Genomic DNA, 14,767 nt, shown 5'->3' on the forward strand with positions numbered 1-14,767 from the left:
ACCCCCCGGAATGATCGAACGCAAGGAACACCTCGACACCCGCGCCACCGCCCTGCTGATCGCCTGCTGCGCGTTCTGGGGCCTGCAGCAGATCCTCATCAAGACCACCGTCGGCGAGGTGCCGCCGCTGTGGCAGGCCTCGATCCGCATGACGGGCGCGGTGGTGCTCCTGTGGGCCTGGTGCGCGCGGCGCGGCGTGCCGCTGTTCGAGCGCGACGGCACGCTGCCCGGCGGCCTGCTGGCGGGCGCGCTGTTCGCGGGCGAATTCACCTGCATCTACCTCGGGCTGCAGCTCACCACCGCCTCGCGGCTCACGGTGTTCCTCTACACCTCGCCCTTCGTGGTGGCCGTGCTGCTGCCGCGCTGGGTGCCGGCCGAACGGCTGCGGGGCCTGCAGTGGGTGGGGCTGGCGATCGCCTTCGCGGGCGTGGTGGTGGCCTTCAGCGAGAGCTTCGGCCACAGCACCTCGGCGCAGCTGCGCGGCGATGCCCTGGCGCTGGCCGGCGGCGTGCTGTGGGGCCTGACGACGCTGGCGATCCGCGCCACCCGGCTCGCCACCGCCAGCGCCGAGAAGACGCTGTTCTATCAAATCGCCGTGACGGCGGCGGTCTCGCCGCTGCTGTCGCTGCTGCTCGGCGAGCGCTGGGGCTTCGCGTATTCGGGCTACGCCTGGTTCTCGATCGGCCTGCAGACCGTGATCGGCGCCTTCGCCAGCTACCTGGCCTGGATGTGGCTGCTGCGGCACTATCCGGCCACGCGGATCTCTTCCTTCACCTTCCTGACGCCGCTGTTCGCGCTGGTGTTCGGCGTCGTGCTGCTGGCCGAACCGCTGACCTTGCAGCTGGTGCTGGCGCTGTGCGGCGTGGCGCTCGGCATCGTGCTCGTGAACCGGCGCCCGGGAGCCAAGCCATGAATTTCCAGCCCGTGCTCGACGCCATCGAGGCCGAGATCCGTCCGCTGCTGGGCGCCGAGGGCCAGGTGGCCAGCTACATCCCGGCGCTGGCGCGGGTGCCGGCGCAGCAGTTCGGCATCGCCCTGCGGACCTGCGAGGGCCAGGAGGCCGCGGCCGGCGATGCCGACACGCCGTTCTCGATCCAGAGCATCTCGAAGCTGTTCACGCTGACCCTGGCGATGCGCCGACTCGGCGATGCGCTGTGGGAGCGCATCGGCCGCGAGCCCTCGGGCAACCCGTTCAATTCGCTGGTCCAACTGGAGAACGAGCAGGGCAAGCCGCGCAATCCCTTCATCAATGCCGGCGCCATCGCGGTGGCCGACCGGCTGGTGAGCCTGGGGCACGCCCAGGCCGACCTGATCGCGCTGATGTCGAACCTCTGCGGCGAAGCCGTCGCCTACGACGAGGAGGTCGCCGCCTCGGAAGCCGTGACCGGCTTTCGCAACGTCGCGCTGGCGAACTTCATGAAAAGCTTCGGCAAGATCGACAACGACGTGCGCGAGGTGCTGAGCCTCTACTTCCACCAGTGCGCGATCCGGATGTGCTGCCGGCAGCTGGCGCGTGCCGCCGGCTTCCTGTGCCGCGACGGCGCCCACCCGATCGACGGCGAAGCCGAGGTCACGAGCGAGCGCCATGCGCGCCGCATCAATTCGCTGATGCTCACCTGCGGCACCTACGACGCCGCCGGCGACGTCGCCTTCTCGATCGGCCTGCCGTGCAAGAGCGGCGTCGGCGGCGGCATCGTCGCCGTGGTGCCCGACAAGCTGACGCTGTGCGTCTGGTCGCCGGCCCTCGACGGCAACGGCAATTCGCTGCTCGGGCTGAAGGCGCTCGAGCTGTTCACGGCCCGCACCGGCCTTTCCATTTTTTGAATGCCTTCATGACAGACACTGCCACCCCGATCCAGGAAGCCACCCTCTGGAGCGACGCGCTCTGGACCGCCCGCGTGATCAAGAACGAGGACGACGACGGCTGGGCCGTCGCGATGACCCGCCAGGGCGACCCGGAGCCCGCGCTGGTCGGTCCCTGGACCATGGGCCGCGACAAGAAGAACCCGAAGCCGCTCGACGCGCCGGCCTTCCACACGCTGGTGAAGACCGCCAACGAGGTGCTGCGCCGCCACGAGCAGCAGCTGCATGCGCGACTGAACAAGCATGTCAGCGTGGGCGCCGGCTCCGGGCGCATCCGCGTGTCGCTGCAGATCGTGCCCGACGAGGACAACCCGCACGCGATGCTGCGCGCGCATGACGAATCCGGCAGCGAACTCGCCGAGCTGCGCGTGAAGCCGGACTTCAGGCTCAGCGCCGCCAGCGCCGAGGCCTGGATCGAGAGCGGCTTCGACAAGCCCCGCTGAACCAGCGGGCCATCGGCGTTCTGGTCTACGCTACGCCATGCCCCTCCTTCCCGCCCTCCTGCTGTTCCTCCACCTGCTCGCCGCCGCCTTCTGGGTCGGCGGCATGGCGACGATGCACTTCGCGGTCCGCCCCGCCGCGGTCGCGCGGCTCGAGCCGCCGCTGCGGCTGCCGTTCATGGCGGCGGCGCTGTCGCGCTTCTTCGTCGGCGTCTCGAGCGCCATCGGCGTGCTGCTGGCGAGCGGCCTGCTGCTGGTCTGGGCCGGCGGCGGCTTCGCGCGGATGCACTGGAGCGTGCATGCGATGTTCACCCTCGGGCTGGTGATGATGGCGTTGTTCCTGCACCTGCGCTTCGCGCCCTATCCGCGGCTGCTGCGCGCGGTGGCGGCCGGCGAGTGGCCGGTGGCGGCCGCGAACCTGAACCTGATCCGCAAGCTGGTCGCCACCAACCTGGCGCTGGGCGTGCTCGTGTTCGCGCTGGCGGTGGTCGGGCGGGCGCTCTGAGCGGCAACGCCGCGAACGCGCTGCCTACCGCTGGCTGAACCGCTCGAGGATCTGGAGCACGCATTCGGTCGCTCCGTCGAGCGTCGCGCGCGGCCGGTGCGCGATGCCCAGATGCCGGGTCAGCTTCGGGCTCAGCGGCAACACCTGCAGCCGCTCGTTGAAGTCCGCCCCCACCGGCTGGTGCAACGGCAGCACCGCCGCACCGTAGCCGGCCGCCACCAGCGCGAGCATCGCCGCGTCGAAGTTGAGCTCGATGCGCGGGCGCGGCGATTCGCCGATCGCCGCGAACCATTCCATCGTCAGCCGGTACATGTGGGTGGTCGCGTCATTGAAGATCAAGGGCTTCTCTGCCAGCCAACGCGGCGTGGCCCGCTTCGGCGCCGCCCACTTTTTCGGCACGAAAGCCATCATCGACTGGCTGCGCCAGCGCGTGACCGTCAGGTCGCGCATCGGTGGCTGCGGAATCGCCACCAGGCCGATGTCCAGCGTACCCATCGCGAGGCGCGACATGGCCTCGGACGAGCCGAGGATGCAGACCTCGACATCGATGCCGGGGTGGTCGCGCTCCAGCTCCTCGAGCACCTGCGGCAACAGTTCGACCACGATGCCCGTCGAAGTGCCCAGCCGGACGCGGCCCGTCCGCCCTTCGGCCTGGCGCCGCACGGCGTCCACGGCGTCGTCGGCATCGCGCAGCAGGCGCCGCGCGCGCTCGACCAGTGCGGCGCCCGCAGCCGTGGGCGCGATGCGCCGGCCGCCCCGCACCACCAGCCGGGTGTCCAGGCGCGATTCGAGTTCGCTGACGTGCAGGCTGACCGTGGGTTGCGCCAGGTGCAGGGCCCGGGCGGCGGCCGAGAAGCTGCCGAGGTCGGCGATGGCCACCAGGGTGCGCAGTTGGTCGAGGTTGAGTTGCCGCATCAGGAAAGCTGATTGGAAGTGACAGGATTCTCAACTTCCACAATAGCACGCGGGCCTGCAAGATGGCTTTCCATTCAAGGAGCCATGCCATGCCGCCGACCCGGTCCGCCCTCGTCACCCGCCTGTTCGGAGGGGTTCGCGCGCTGCGTCGCTGCTGGCTGGACCAGCGCCTGCTGCGGTCGATGAGCGAGATCGAGTTGCGCGACCTGGGCGTGGGCCGCAGCGAGATCCCGTGGCTGCTCAGCGATGCTGCGGCACCGCCGCGCGCGCCACGCAGCCATGCGCCGTGTGCTGCGGATGCTCGGCCAGCAAGGCGGCCGTGACGCCATTGGTCCAGCCGAAACCGTCCTGCAGCGGGTACTCGCCGCCGGCGCCGCCCGCGGTGTCGTCGCGCTCGACGCGCCGCAGGGCATATTTCTCGACCAGCTTGCCTTCGCGCTCGTAGAGCGCGGCCACGGTCGCGAGCCAGCGCCTGGCGATGGTGCGCGACAGCGCCTCGTGGCCGTAGTCGGCCAGCCCGCGGACCGCCATCCATTGCAGCGCCGCCCAGCCGTTGGGGCGGTCCCATTGCTGGTCGCTGCCGCACTCGGTGGTCGACAGCCCGCCGTGCGCCAGCAGCCGCTGCGACAGGGTCTCGGCCAGCGCCTCGGCCTGGGCGGCGGTCGCGAGGCCGACGAACAGCGGCACCACGCTGGCCGCGGTCAGGCAGCTGCGGCGCGTGCCCTGCCGCCAGTCGTGGTCGAAGAAGGCGCCCTGCTGCGGGTCCCAGAAGAGCGCGCCGATGGCGTCGCGGCGCGCCTCGGCCTGCTGCGCATGGGCTTGCGCGGCGGCGGCGTCGCCGGCCTGCGCGCTCAGGGTGGCGAGCGTGCATTCGAGCTGGTGCAGGAAGGCGTTCAGGTCGACCGGCAGGATGTCGGTGGTGCACAGCGAGGCCAGCGAGGCGGCCGTGGCGGCGCGCACATGGGCGCCGCAGGGCTGGGCGTCGCCCGGCGGCGGCGGCTCGCGCATCCAGCGGGTGCTGAAGTCCCAGCCCGACTCGCAGGCCGCGCGGATGTCGCGGTAGATCAGGGCCGGCTCGCGATCGCAGGCCTGCGCCGTGGCCACGTCCTCGATCCACGACTCCTCGCGCGGCGTGTCGCGCTCGTCCCAATAGCGGTTGAGCAGGACGCCGCCGGGCAGCCGCACCACGCGCCGGCTGGCCTCGCCCGGGGCCAGGCCCTCGCTGCCGGCCATCCACCACGCATGCTCGCGCCGCAGCTGCGGCAGAAAGTCGAGCGCATCGACCGCGCCCTGCCGCTGCGCGAGTTCGACCATCAGCGCGAACACCGGCGGCTGCGAGCGGCCGAGGTAGTAGCTGCGGGTGCCGTTCGGCACATGGCCGTGGGTGTCGATCAGGTAGGCGAAGTTCTCCACCATGCCGCGCACCAGCGGCCGGTGGTGTTCGCCGGACAGGCCCAGCAAGGTGAAGTAGGAATCCCAGTAATAGAGCTCGCGGAAGCGCCCGCCCGGCACCAGGTACGGGTGCGGCAGCTGCAGCAGCGAGGAGCGCGGCGGGTGCACCTGGGGATGCCGCGTCAGCACCGGCCACAGGTCGGCGATGTGGGCCGCGATCGGCTGCCCCGGCACCGAGACGTAGTCGCTGGGCGCCGGCTCGATCAGTTCGAAGTTGGCCTGCACGAAGGCCGCGAGATCGAAGCCGGCTTCGCCGCACTGCGCCCGGTAGGCCGCGAGGATGGCTTCCGGCTCGGCGCGCGGCGCGCAGTCGACGAAGGTCTTGCTGTCGGCGAAGACGCGGCCCGACTGGACCGCGACGAAGAGTTCCTGGTAGCGGTCGGCCGGCGTCAGGGTGTCGGGCGCGGGCGCCGCCGCGGCGCGCGTCGAGCGCTTCGCGGTGGAAGCGCCCGGCGCGGTCAAAGCACGCCTGCCGTTCGCAATGCCGCGCGCTGCGCCGCGTCGATGCCGAGTTCGGCGAGCACCTCGTCGGTGTGCTGGCCCAGCGCCGGCGGCGCGTTGCGCAGCACCGGCGGCGTGGACTGCAGGCGCAGCGGGCTGGCCACGCCGACGATGTGTTCGATGCCGTCGCCGGCGTCGCGCGGCAGCGTCACCGCCAGGCCGCGCGCCTTGACCTGGTCGTCCTCGAAGGCCTGGGCAATGTCGTTGATCGGGCCGCAGGGCACGGCCTTGTCCTCGAGCAGCGCGATCCACTGCGCCGTGCTGCGGGTGCGCGTGACGGACTCCATCTGCGGGATCAGCACTTCGCGGTGCTTGACGCGCAGCGTGTTGGTGGCGAAGCGTGGATCGGCGGCCCACTCCGGCTGCCCGGCGGCTTCGCAGAAACGAGTGAACTGGCCGTTGTTGCCGATCGCCAGCAGCATCGCACCGTCGGCGGTGCGGAAGTCCTGGTAGGGCGCCAGGCTCGGATGGCTGTTGCCCTGGCGCTGCGGCGCCACGCCGGTGTTGAGGAAGGCGCTGGCCTGGTTGGCCAGGATCGCCATGCCGACGTCGAGCAGCGCCATGTCGATGTGCTGGCCCTCGCCGGTGCGGTGCCGGACCTCGATCGCGGCCAGGATCGCGGTGCTGGCGTAGACGCCGGTGAACAGGTCGGTGAGCGCGACGCCGACCCGCAGCGGCCCGCCGCCGGGCACGTCGTCGGGCCGGCCGGTGATGCTCATCATGCCGGTGGTGGCCTGGATCATCAGGTCGTAGCCGGCGCGCATGGCATGCGGGCCGTCGTGGCCGAAGCCGGTCACGCTGCAGTAGATGAGGCGCGGATTGGCGGCGCGCAGGCTCTCGTGGTCGAGGCCGTACTGCTTGAGGCCGCCGGTCTTGAAGTTCTCGACCAGGATGTCGCTCTCGGCCGCCATGCGCTGGAGCAGCGCCTGGCCGTCGGGCGTGGCCATGTCGATCGTGACCGAGCGCTTGTTGCGGTTGCAGGCCGTGAAGTAGGTCGCCTGGTGGGTGTCGTTGCCGTCCGCATCCTTGAGGAAGGGCGGGCCCCAGCCGCGGGTGTCGTCGCCGACGCCCGGGCGCTCGATCTTGATCACGTCGGCGCCCAGGTCGGCCAGGATCTGGGTGCACCACGGCCCGGCGAGCACGCGCGACAGGTCGAGCACCTTGAGGCCCGCGAGGGCGCCTGGCGTGGCGGCGGGGGCGGTCATCAGTTCGCGAAGGCGGCGATGCCGGTTTGCGCACGGCCCAGGATGAGGGCGTGGATGTCGTGCGTGCCTTCGTAGGTGTTGACCACCTCGAGGTTCACCAGGTGGCGCGCCACGCCGAACTCGTCGCTGATGCCGTTGCCGCCCATCATGTCGCGCGCCAGGCGGGCGATGTCGAGCGCCTTGCCGCAGGAGTTGCGCTTGAGCAGCGAGGTGACCTCGACCGAGGCCGTGCCTTCGTCCTTCATGCGGCCCAGGCGCAGGCAGCCCTGCAGGCCCAGCGTGATCTCGGTCTGCATGTCGGCCAGCTTCTTCTGGATCAGCTGGTTGGCGGCCAGCGGGCGGCCGAACTGCTTGCGGTCGAGCGTGTACTGGCGGGCGCGGTGCCAGCAGTCTTCGGCGGCGCCGAGCGCGCCCCAGGAGATGCCGTAGCGGGCGCTGTTGAGGCAGGTGAACGGGCCCTTCAAGCCCTGCACCTCGGGGAAGGCGTTTTCTTCCGGGCAGAACACGTTGTCCATCACGATCTCGCCGGTGATGGAGGCGCGCAGGCCGACCTTGCCGTGGATCGCCGGGGCGCTCAGGCCCTTCGCGCCCTTCTCGAGCACGAAGCCGCGGATCGGGCCGACCGTGCCGCTCTCGCTGACTTCCTTGGCCCAGACCACGAAGACGTCGGCGATCGGGCTGTTGCTGATCCACATCTTGGCGCCGCTGAGCGCATAGCCGCCCGGCACCTTCTTGGCGCGCGTGACCATGCTGCCGGGGTCGGAGCCATGGTCGGGTTCGGTCAGGCCGAAGCAGCCGATCCATTCGCCGGTGGCCAGCTTGGGCAGGTACTTCTGCTTTTGCGCCTCGGTGCCGAATTCGTTGATCGGCACCATCACCAGCGAGCTCTGCACGCTGGCCATCGAGCGGTAGCCCGAATCGACGCGCTCGACTTCGCGGGCGATCAGGCCGTAGCAGACGTAGTTGAGGCCGGGGCCGCCGTACTGCTCGGGGATGGTCGGACCCAGCAGGCCCAGGGCGCCCATCTCGCGGAAGATGGCCGGATCGGTTTCACCGGTACGGAAGCCTTCGATCACGCGCGGGGCGAGGCGCTCCTGGCAGTAGGCGTTGGCGGCATCGCGCACCATGCGCTCGTCGTCCGTGAGTTGCTGGTCGAGCAGGAGGGGGTCGTCCCATTGAAAAGCGGCGTGGGCCATCTGAAAGTCTCCGATGAGGGGGTGCTGGAAGTCGGCCCTGATCGTAAGCGCCAGGGACAGGGAGCGCAAACGACGATTGCACACCCAGTTATGAGTTTGCCGCACTTCAAAGCACAATGTGCCACCCTACCGCCGCTGGCGCGACCTGCCCATCAACTATGTAGCTCCCGCATACCATGCGCCGAAAGATCCCCTCCACCCAGGCCCTCATCTGCTTCGAGGCCGCCGCCCGCCACGAAAGCTACACGCGGGCGGCGCAGGAACTGGCGCTGACGCAGAGCGCGGTGTCGCGCCAGATCACGGCGCTGGAAGACTTCCTCGGCATGGCGCTGTTCCGCCGCACCCGCCACGGCGTGGCGCTGACGCCGGCCGGGGCCGACTATGCGCGCCAGATCGCGCGCCAGCTCGACACCATGGAGCGCGACACCCTCGACGCCATGGCCCGGCAGGGGCTGGGGGGCTCGCTGCAGCTGGCCGCGGTGCCGACCTTCGCCACCCGCTGGCTGATCCCGCGGCTGCCGGACTTCGCGGCCCGGCATCCCGACATCACGGTCCACATCGAGACCCGCACCCGGCCCTTCCTGTTCAACGAGACGCCCTTCGATGCGGCGCTCTACACCGGCACGCCGGCGCAGGCGGCCAACTGGGCCGGCACGCGCTCCACGGCGCTGCTCAGCGAGGACGTGCTGCCGGTCTGCAGCCCGGCGCTGATAGCGCCGCATGGCCAGCTGTCGCCGGCGGACGTCGCCCGGCTGCCGCTGCTGCAGCAGAGCACCCGCCCCGACGGCTGGCGCCAGTGGTTCGATGCCCAGCAGGTCGAGGCGCCGCGCGCCCGCAGCGGCCCGCGCTACGAGCTGTTCTCGATGCTCGCCGAGGCCGCGGCGCACGGCCTCGGCGTGGCGCTGATGCCGCGCCTGCTGATCGAGGCCGAGCTCGATCGCGGCGAGCTGGTCGTGGCCTGCGACCGGCCGCTGCGCGGCGAGCGCAGCTACTTCCTGGTGACGCCGGCGGCGCAAGACGAACGGCCGGCGCTGACGCTGTTTCGGGACTGGCTGCTGGCGCAGGCGGGTGCCGACGCCGGCGCGCGCTGACCGGCCGCCAGCGTTCAGCTCGCCAACGCCGACGCGCCGACCGCGGCCACCAGGGCATCCTGCGTGGACTGCATGCCGGAGACCCCGATGCCGCCGATCACGGCGCCATCCTTGACGAGCGGGAGGCCTCCTTCCAGGGGACAGGCGCCCTCGGTCGCGAGCAGCCTCAGGCCGATGCCACCCGCGGCCAACGCCTCTTCGAACGCTCTGGTTGGCCTCTTGAACCGCACCGCGCTGGCCGCCTTGTGCTGCGCGATCGCCACGCTGCCGGTTTGCGCGTGATCCATCTTGTAGAGCGCCACCAGGTTGCTGCCGCTGTCGGTGACCGCGATCACCATGGGCCAACCCTGCCTGCCCGCTTCATCCATCGCCGCCGATGCGACCCGGCGGGCCTCCTCCAGCGTGATCGGAAAACCATAGGGAATCGGCTGTGCGAGTTGATTCATTGCGTGCTCCATGTATAAGGAATGTCGTGATGCTACGGACCGTCTTCATTCGTGAGAACTCTCAAGATGCGCACAAGTGATGTGCAAAAATACCCCATCGCCGGAGCGCCCTTCGCCGCCTGGGACGACGTCCGCTTCTTCATCGAGGTCGCGCGCCAGGGAAGCCTGTCGGGGGCCGCACGGACCCTGGGCGTCGAGCATTCGACCGCGGCGCGCCGGATCGCCGGCCTCGAATCCGGCATCGGTCTGCGGCTGTTCGACCGGCTCGCCACCCGCTGGCGACTGACGCCGCAAGGCGAGGCGCTCCTTCCGGCGGCACGCCGCATCGAAGCCGAAGCCCTTGCATTCGGCCGCACCGCGGCTTCCGCCACCGCCGCCGGCGCGACGGTCTGTGTCTCGGCGCCGCCGATGTTCGCCAGCCACTTCCTGGTGCCGCAGTTGGCGACGCGCTTCGACCGCTGGCACGACATCCGGCTCGAGATCGTCGGAGAAGTCCGCTTCGCCGATCACCAGCGCCGCGAAGCGGATCTGGCGCTGCGCTTCATGCGTCCGACGGAGACCGGGTTGGCCGGGCGCAAGCTCGGCGAGCTGGACTTCCGGGTCTACGCCACCGCGGACTGGCTCGGCCGCCCCGAATCGGCCTGGCGCTTCGTCGGCTACAACGACCCGCTCGCGGACGTGCCGCACCAGAAGGCGCTGGCGGCGTTCGCCGGATCCAGGCCGTTCGTGCTTCGCAGCAACAACCTGGGCGCACTGCACAGCGCCTGCCGCTCGGGCCTGGGCCTGGCCATGCTGCCCGGCTTTCTGGCGCATGGCGACGAGCGGCTGGTCGAAGTGCAGGGCGCACCGAGCTCGACGCGCGAGTTGTGGTCCGTGGTCCACCCGGACGTGCGTCGGGATCCCCGCGTCAAGCGGATCAAGGACCTGATCGCGGAGCTGCTCGCCGAGACGCGGGGAAATTGAAGCCGAGGCAAGGCCGGCCAGGCTGCCTAGACGCTCGATGCCGTGCGCCGCGCGCCCCGCCCGGCCTTCGCGCCCGGCGGTGGCGGCCGATGCACAGCCGCCATCGCCTCCAGTCCGGCCATCGCGTAGCGGATGAAATCGTCGGCCAGACCGCCGCTTTCTTTGGCGACCGCTGGCAGCACCCGGGCCGGCACCTCCTTCGGCGCCACCAGGATCACCAGGCAGGGCAGCAGCGCGAACATCAGGCCGCGCTGGACCGCGGGGTGTTCGGGCGGCAGGCCCAGCACCTGGCCGATCAGGCCCAGCAGCACCCGGGACTTGGGCCGGATCGCCTGGTCGATCAGCACCGAGACCGCGGCCGTCGGCGTCATGATCTCGCGCAGCACGACCCGGAAACCCCAGGGCGCCGCGCCCTGCGCCGCGAAGCCGATCAGACGGGTCAGCAGCAGGCGCAGCTTCTGGGCCGGCTCGCCCGGACCCTGGGTCAGGGCCAGCAGGTCGTCCAGCGCCATCACCTGCCGATGGGCCTCGAGCAGCACCGCCTCGTACAGGCTCTCGCGGCTGCCGAAGTGGTAGTTGACCGACGCCATCGGGGTGCCGGCGCGCTCGCAGATCTCCTTGCTGGTGCCGTCGGCAAAGCCGCGTTCGGCGAACACCTGGCCGGCCGTTTCGAGCAGCAGGGCGCGGGTGGCGTCGCCATCGGGGCGCGGCGTGCGCGCGGCGGGCTTCTTCTTGGCGGGGGCGGGCATGCGGGCCGTCGAGCGTAAGTTTGAATTTAAATTCGGATTCTCGCAGCGAGTCTACTGCAGCCACCCCCGCCCTTCGTGGATGATCCTGCGCATGACATTGGATTACCTGGATTTCGACTACAGCGAAGACACCGAGGGCGTCGGCGTGTTCGACGCCATGGCGAGCACCGGCGCCCAGGAGGTCGCCGCCGTGCAGGCCGAGGTGGTGCTGGTGCTGGACTGGGCGCATGCCGGCTTCGGCGCGCCGCGCGGGCCGGTCGGCGACGGCGGCGACTGGGACTACGACCTGCAGGGCGTGCAGGAGAGCAGCGTGGCGCAGTCGATGGTCTTCGACCCGACCGAGCGCCGACTGCGCGTGCAGCCCGGCGCGCCGGGCGTGGTGCGGCACACGGTCACCTTGTCGATCAGCGGGACCGAGGCCTTCTGCGCCGCCTTCCGCGAAGCCTTCGCGCTCGGCTAAGCTCTGGCCATGGCCTTTGCAGGCCAATGTTAGCGCCACCATCCGACACCACCTTGAACGACTCCCACGCGCCGCCACGCCCGAGCCGCCGCAGCAGCGGCGGCATCACCCTCGACGATGTCTCCAAGCTCGCCGGCGTGTCCGCGATCACGGTCTCGCGGGCGCTGAACACGCCGGACCTGGTTTCGCCCAAGACCCGCGAGAAGGTCCGGCTGGCGGTGGAACGCACGGGCTACGTGCCGAACCTGCTGGCCGGCGGCCTGGCCTCGAACCGCAGCCGGCTGGTGGCCGCGCTGGTGCCGACGATTGCCGGGCCGGTGTTCCTGGAGACCATCCAGGCCCTGACCGAGGCCCTGGCCGAGGCCGGCTACCAGCTGATGCTGGGTCAGGCCGGCTACCACAACTCGCGCGAGGACGCGCTGATCGACGCCATCGTCGGACGTCGGCCGGACGGCATCGTGCTGACCGGCATCATGCGCTCGGCCGAGGGCCGCCGGCGCCTGCTGGCCTCGGGCATCCCGGTAGTCGAGACCTGGGACCTGACGCCGACGCCGGTCGACATGCTGGTCGGCTTCTCGCATGAGAAAGTGGGCGCTGACATAGCGAATTACATCCATCGCAAGGGCTATCGCCACCCGGCCGTGGTCACGGGCGACGACCAGCGCGCCAACCTGCGCCGGGCCGGCTTCGAGCAGGCCTGGCAGGCGCTGGGCGGCGCCGCGCCCCGGGTGCAGACCGTCCCCGCGCCGACCACGCTGGGTGGCGGCCGCACCGCCCTGAGCGAGTTGCTGGCGGCGGATCCGGCGGTCGACGTGCTGGTCTGCAGCTCGGACGCGCTGGCGCACGGCGTGATCACCGAGGCCCAGGCGCGCGGCCTGCGGGTGCCCCAGGACATCGCCGCCATGGGCTTCGGCGACCTCGCCTTCGCCCGCCATGCCCATCCCGCCATCTCGACGGTGCGGATCGACGGCACCGCCATCGGCCGGCAGGCCGCGCGCTTCATCATCGACCGCGCCGAAGGCCGGCCCGTCGAGCAGAAGGTGCTCGACCTCGGCTTTTCGCTGATCGAGCGCGACAGCGCCTGAAGCCGCGCCCCTCCGGCGCGCAAATACCCTGTTGACTCCGAGCCCGTCCGCGCCTTAAGATAAAAATGACAGCGCTAACATTCAGAGAGGCAACCCCGATGAGCGATCCGCAATCCCCCACGCCGGCCGACCCGGGCGACGGCCGCAAGAAGCCCGAGCAGCTGCGCTCCCACCGCTGGTACGGCACCAAGGACCTGCGCGGCTTCGGCCACCGCTCGCGCACCGCGCAGATGGGCCTCTCGCGTGACGACTACCTGGGCAAGCCGGTGATCGCGATCCTCAACACCTGGAGCGACATGAACTCCTGCCACACCCACTTCCGGCAACGGGCCGAAGAGGTGAAGCGCGGCGTCTGGCAGGCCGGCGGCTTCCCGGTGGAGATCCCGGCCATGAGCCTGGGCGAGGCGTTCCAGAAGCCGACCACCATGCTGTACCGCAACCTGCTCGCGATGGAGGCCGAGGAACTGCTGCGCTCCTACCCGGCCGACGGCTGCGTGCTGATGGGCGGCTGCGACAAGACCACCCCGGGCCTGGTGATGGGCGCGCTGGCCATGAACCTGCCGACCATCTTCGTGCCCGCCGGGCCGATGCTGCGCGGCGACTACAAGGGCCAGTTCCTGGGCTCGGGCTCCGACACCTGGAAGTACTGGGCCGAGCTGCGGGCGGGCAACATCAGCGAGCAGGACTGGCAGGACGTCGAGGACGGCATCGCGCGCTCGCCCGGCACCTGCATGACCATGGGCACGGCCAGCACCATGACCAGCGCCACCGAGGTGCTGGGGCTCACGCTGCCCGGCGCCTCCTCGATTCCGGCGGCCGATTCGCGCCACGCGATGATGGCCACCCACACCGGACGCCGCATCGTCGAGATGGTCTGGGAGGACCTGAAGCCGCTCGACCTGCTGACCGCGGCCTCGTTCGACAACGCCGTGACCGCGGTGCTGGGCCTGGGCGGCTCGACCAACGCGATCGTCCACCTGATCGCGATGGCGCGGCGCGCCGGCGTGGCGCTCGACCTGGCGCGCTTCGACGCCCTGGCGCGCAGCACGCCGGTGATCGCCAACCTGCGGCCCGGCGGCAAGTACCTGATGGAAGACTTCTACTACGCCGGCGGCCTGCGCGCCTTCCTGCGCCAGATGGGCGAGCTGATCGACGGCAGCCAGCGCACCTGCAACGGCCGCACGCTGGGGCAGAACATCGAGGGCGCCGAGGTCTACAACGCGGACGTGATCCGGCCGCGCGCCGAGGCCCTGCTCGAGAGCGGCGGGCTGGCCGTGCTGCACGGCAACCTGGCGCCGAACGGCGCGGTGATCAAGCCGGCGGCGATGGAGCCCCAGCTGCGCCGCCACACCGGCCCGGCGCTGGTGTTCCGGAACTACGACGACCTGGCGGCGCGCATCGACGACCCCGAGCTGCCGGTCACCCGCGACAGCGTGATCGTGCTGCAGAGCGCCGGCCCGCAGGGCGCGCCCGGCATGCCCGAGTGGGGCCAGCTGCCGATCCCGCAGAAGCTGCTGAAGGAAGGCGTGCGCGACATGGTGCGCATCAGCGATGCCCGCATGAGCGGCACCAGCTACGGCGCCTGCGTGCTGCACGTGACGCCCGAATCGCATGTCGGCGGCCCGCTGGCGCTGGTGCGCGACGGCGACCTGGTGACGCTCGACATCGAGGCCCGCCGCATCGACATGCAGGTGAGCGAGGACGAGCTCTCCCGCCGCCGCGCCGATTGGCACAAGCCGATCCCGAAGTTCAGCCGCGGCTACGGCGTGATGTTCCTGAAGCACGTGCAGCAGGCCGACACCGGCTGCGACTTCGACTTCCTGGCGCCCGACTACCGCGCGGACGCGGCCGATGGCCAGCCCGGAGGCGAGCCCGAGATCCATTGATCGAAACGCG

General features: G+C 70.8%; 15 protein-coding genes. 9 read left to right on the forward strand and 6 right to left on the reverse strand.

The window, feature by feature from the left end; translation table 11 throughout:
* Nucleotides 1-10: 10 nt before the first annotated feature.
* Genes QTI33_RS22845 through QTI33_RS22860 form a run of 4 tightly spaced genes read left to right on the forward strand, consistent with a single transcriptional unit; the run spans nucleotide 11 to nucleotide 2,808 of the window.
* Nucleotides 11-913: a DMT family transporter gene (locus tag QTI33_RS22845; protein WP_286508623.1), complete on the forward strand. Its 903-nt coding sequence runs from the start codon at nucleotides 11-13 to the stop codon at nucleotides 911-913.
* The gene (locus QTI33_RS22850; protein WP_286508624.1) at nucleotides 910-1,824 is read left to right on the forward strand and encodes a glutaminase; all 915 of its coding nucleotides are present in this window, start codon (nucleotides 910-912) and stop codon (nucleotides 1,822-1,824) included. The genes QTI33_RS22845 and QTI33_RS22850 overlap by 4 nt, the downstream gene beginning before the upstream one ends.
* An 8-nt stretch (nucleotides 1,825-1,832) precedes the next feature.
* On the forward strand, nucleotides 1,833-2,306 hold the full coding sequence (locus tag QTI33_RS22855) for a hypothetical protein (protein WP_286508626.1): 474 nt from the start codon (nucleotides 1,833-1,835) through the stop codon (nucleotides 2,304-2,306).
* 37 nt (nucleotides 2,307-2,343) lie between these two features.
* Nucleotides 2,344-2,808 (forward strand): CopD family protein, encoded by a 465-nt coding sequence (locus QTI33_RS22860; protein ID WP_286508627.1) that lies wholly within the window; start codon nucleotides 2,344-2,346, stop codon nucleotides 2,806-2,808.
* A 24-nt stretch (nucleotides 2,809-2,832) separates the two neighbouring features.
* Here QTI33_RS22860 and QTI33_RS22865 read toward each other — a convergent pair whose 3' ends face one another.
* From QTI33_RS22865 to QTI33_RS22880, 4 genes are all read right to left on the reverse strand, one after another.
* Nucleotides 2,833-3,723, reverse strand: a complete 891-nt coding sequence (locus QTI33_RS22865; protein ID WP_286508628.1) for a LysR family transcriptional regulator — start codon at nucleotides 3,721-3,723, stop codon at nucleotides 2,833-2,835.
* Nucleotides 3,724-3,963: 240 nt separating this feature from the next.
* Nucleotides 3,964-5,637 carry an alpha,alpha-trehalase TreF gene (gene treF / locus QTI33_RS22870; protein ID WP_286508629.1) on the reverse strand — a complete coding sequence of 558 codons (1,674 nt, stop codon included), beginning with the start codon at nucleotides 5,635-5,637 and terminating at the stop codon, nucleotides 3,964-3,966.
* A complete protein-coding gene (locus QTI33_RS22875; RefSeq protein WP_286508630.1) occupies nucleotides 5,634-6,881 on the reverse strand; it encodes a CaiB/BaiF CoA transferase family protein in 1,248 nt (415 codons plus the stop codon). The genes treF and QTI33_RS22875 overlap by 4 nt, the downstream gene beginning before the upstream one ends.
* Entirely contained in the window at nucleotides 6,881-8,077 is a 1,197-nt protein-coding gene (locus QTI33_RS22880; protein ID WP_286508631.1) for an acyl-CoA dehydrogenase, read from the reverse strand. Before QTI33_RS22880 ends, QTI33_RS22875 begins: the two co-directional genes overlap by 1 nt.
* 176 nt (nucleotides 8,078-8,253) lie before the next feature.
* Here QTI33_RS22880 and QTI33_RS22885 point away from each other — a divergent pair, with 176 nt between their 5' ends.
* On the forward strand, nucleotides 8,254-9,168 hold the full coding sequence (locus tag QTI33_RS22885) for a LysR family transcriptional regulator (RefSeq protein WP_286508632.1): 915 nt from the start codon (nucleotides 8,254-8,256) through the stop codon (nucleotides 9,166-9,168).
* 14 nt (nucleotides 9,169-9,182) lie between these two features.
* On the opposite strand, the gene QTI33_RS22890 is transcribed toward QTI33_RS22885, so the two are convergent.
* A complete protein-coding gene (locus tag QTI33_RS22890; protein ID WP_286508633.1) occupies nucleotides 9,183-9,614 on the reverse strand; it encodes a GlcG/HbpS family heme-binding protein in 432 nt (143 codons plus the stop codon).
* Nucleotides 9,615-9,680: 66 nt separating this feature from the next.
* Here QTI33_RS22890 and QTI33_RS22895 point away from each other — a divergent pair, with 66 nt between their 5' ends.
* Nucleotides 9,681-10,577, forward strand: coding sequence for a LysR family transcriptional regulator (locus tag QTI33_RS22895; protein WP_286508634.1), 897 nt, complete (start codon nucleotides 9,681-9,683; stop codon nucleotides 10,575-10,577).
* A 26-nt stretch (nucleotides 10,578-10,603) separates the two neighbouring features.
* On the opposite strand, the gene QTI33_RS22900 is transcribed toward QTI33_RS22895, so the two are convergent.
* The gene (locus QTI33_RS22900; protein ID WP_286508635.1) at nucleotides 10,604-11,326 is read right to left on the reverse strand and encodes a TetR/AcrR family transcriptional regulator; all 723 of its coding nucleotides are present in this window, start codon (nucleotides 11,324-11,326) and stop codon (nucleotides 10,604-10,606) included.
* Between the two features lie 91 nt (nucleotides 11,327-11,417).
* On the opposite strand from QTI33_RS22900, the gene QTI33_RS22905 reads away from it, so the two are divergent.
* The 3 genes from QTI33_RS22905 to araD all read left to right on the forward strand — a co-directional run bounded on the left by QTI33_RS22905 (nucleotide 11,418) and on the right by araD (nucleotide 14,757).
* Nucleotides 11,418-11,786, forward strand: a complete 369-nt coding sequence (locus QTI33_RS22905) for a hypothetical protein (RefSeq protein WP_286508636.1) — start codon at nucleotides 11,418-11,420, stop codon at nucleotides 11,784-11,786.
* A 26-nt stretch (nucleotides 11,787-11,812) separates the two neighbouring features.
* The gene (locus QTI33_RS22910; protein WP_444814878.1) at nucleotides 11,813-12,871 is read left to right on the forward strand and encodes a LacI family DNA-binding transcriptional regulator; all 1,059 of its coding nucleotides are present in this window, start codon (nucleotides 11,813-11,815) and stop codon (nucleotides 12,869-12,871) included.
* Nucleotides 12,872-12,969: 98 nt separating this feature from the next.
* Nucleotides 12,970-14,757, forward strand: a complete 1,788-nt coding sequence (gene araD / locus QTI33_RS22915) for an L-arabinonate dehydratase (protein WP_286508639.1) — start codon at nucleotides 12,970-12,972, stop codon at nucleotides 14,755-14,757.
* The last annotated feature ends 10 nt before the right edge of the window (nucleotides 14,758-14,767 follow it).

The sequence above is a fragment of the Variovorax davisae genome (genome assembly GCF_030316845.1).
Lineage (GTDB): Bacteria > Pseudomonadota > Gammaproteobacteria > Burkholderiales > Burkholderiaceae_C > Variovorax > Variovorax davisae.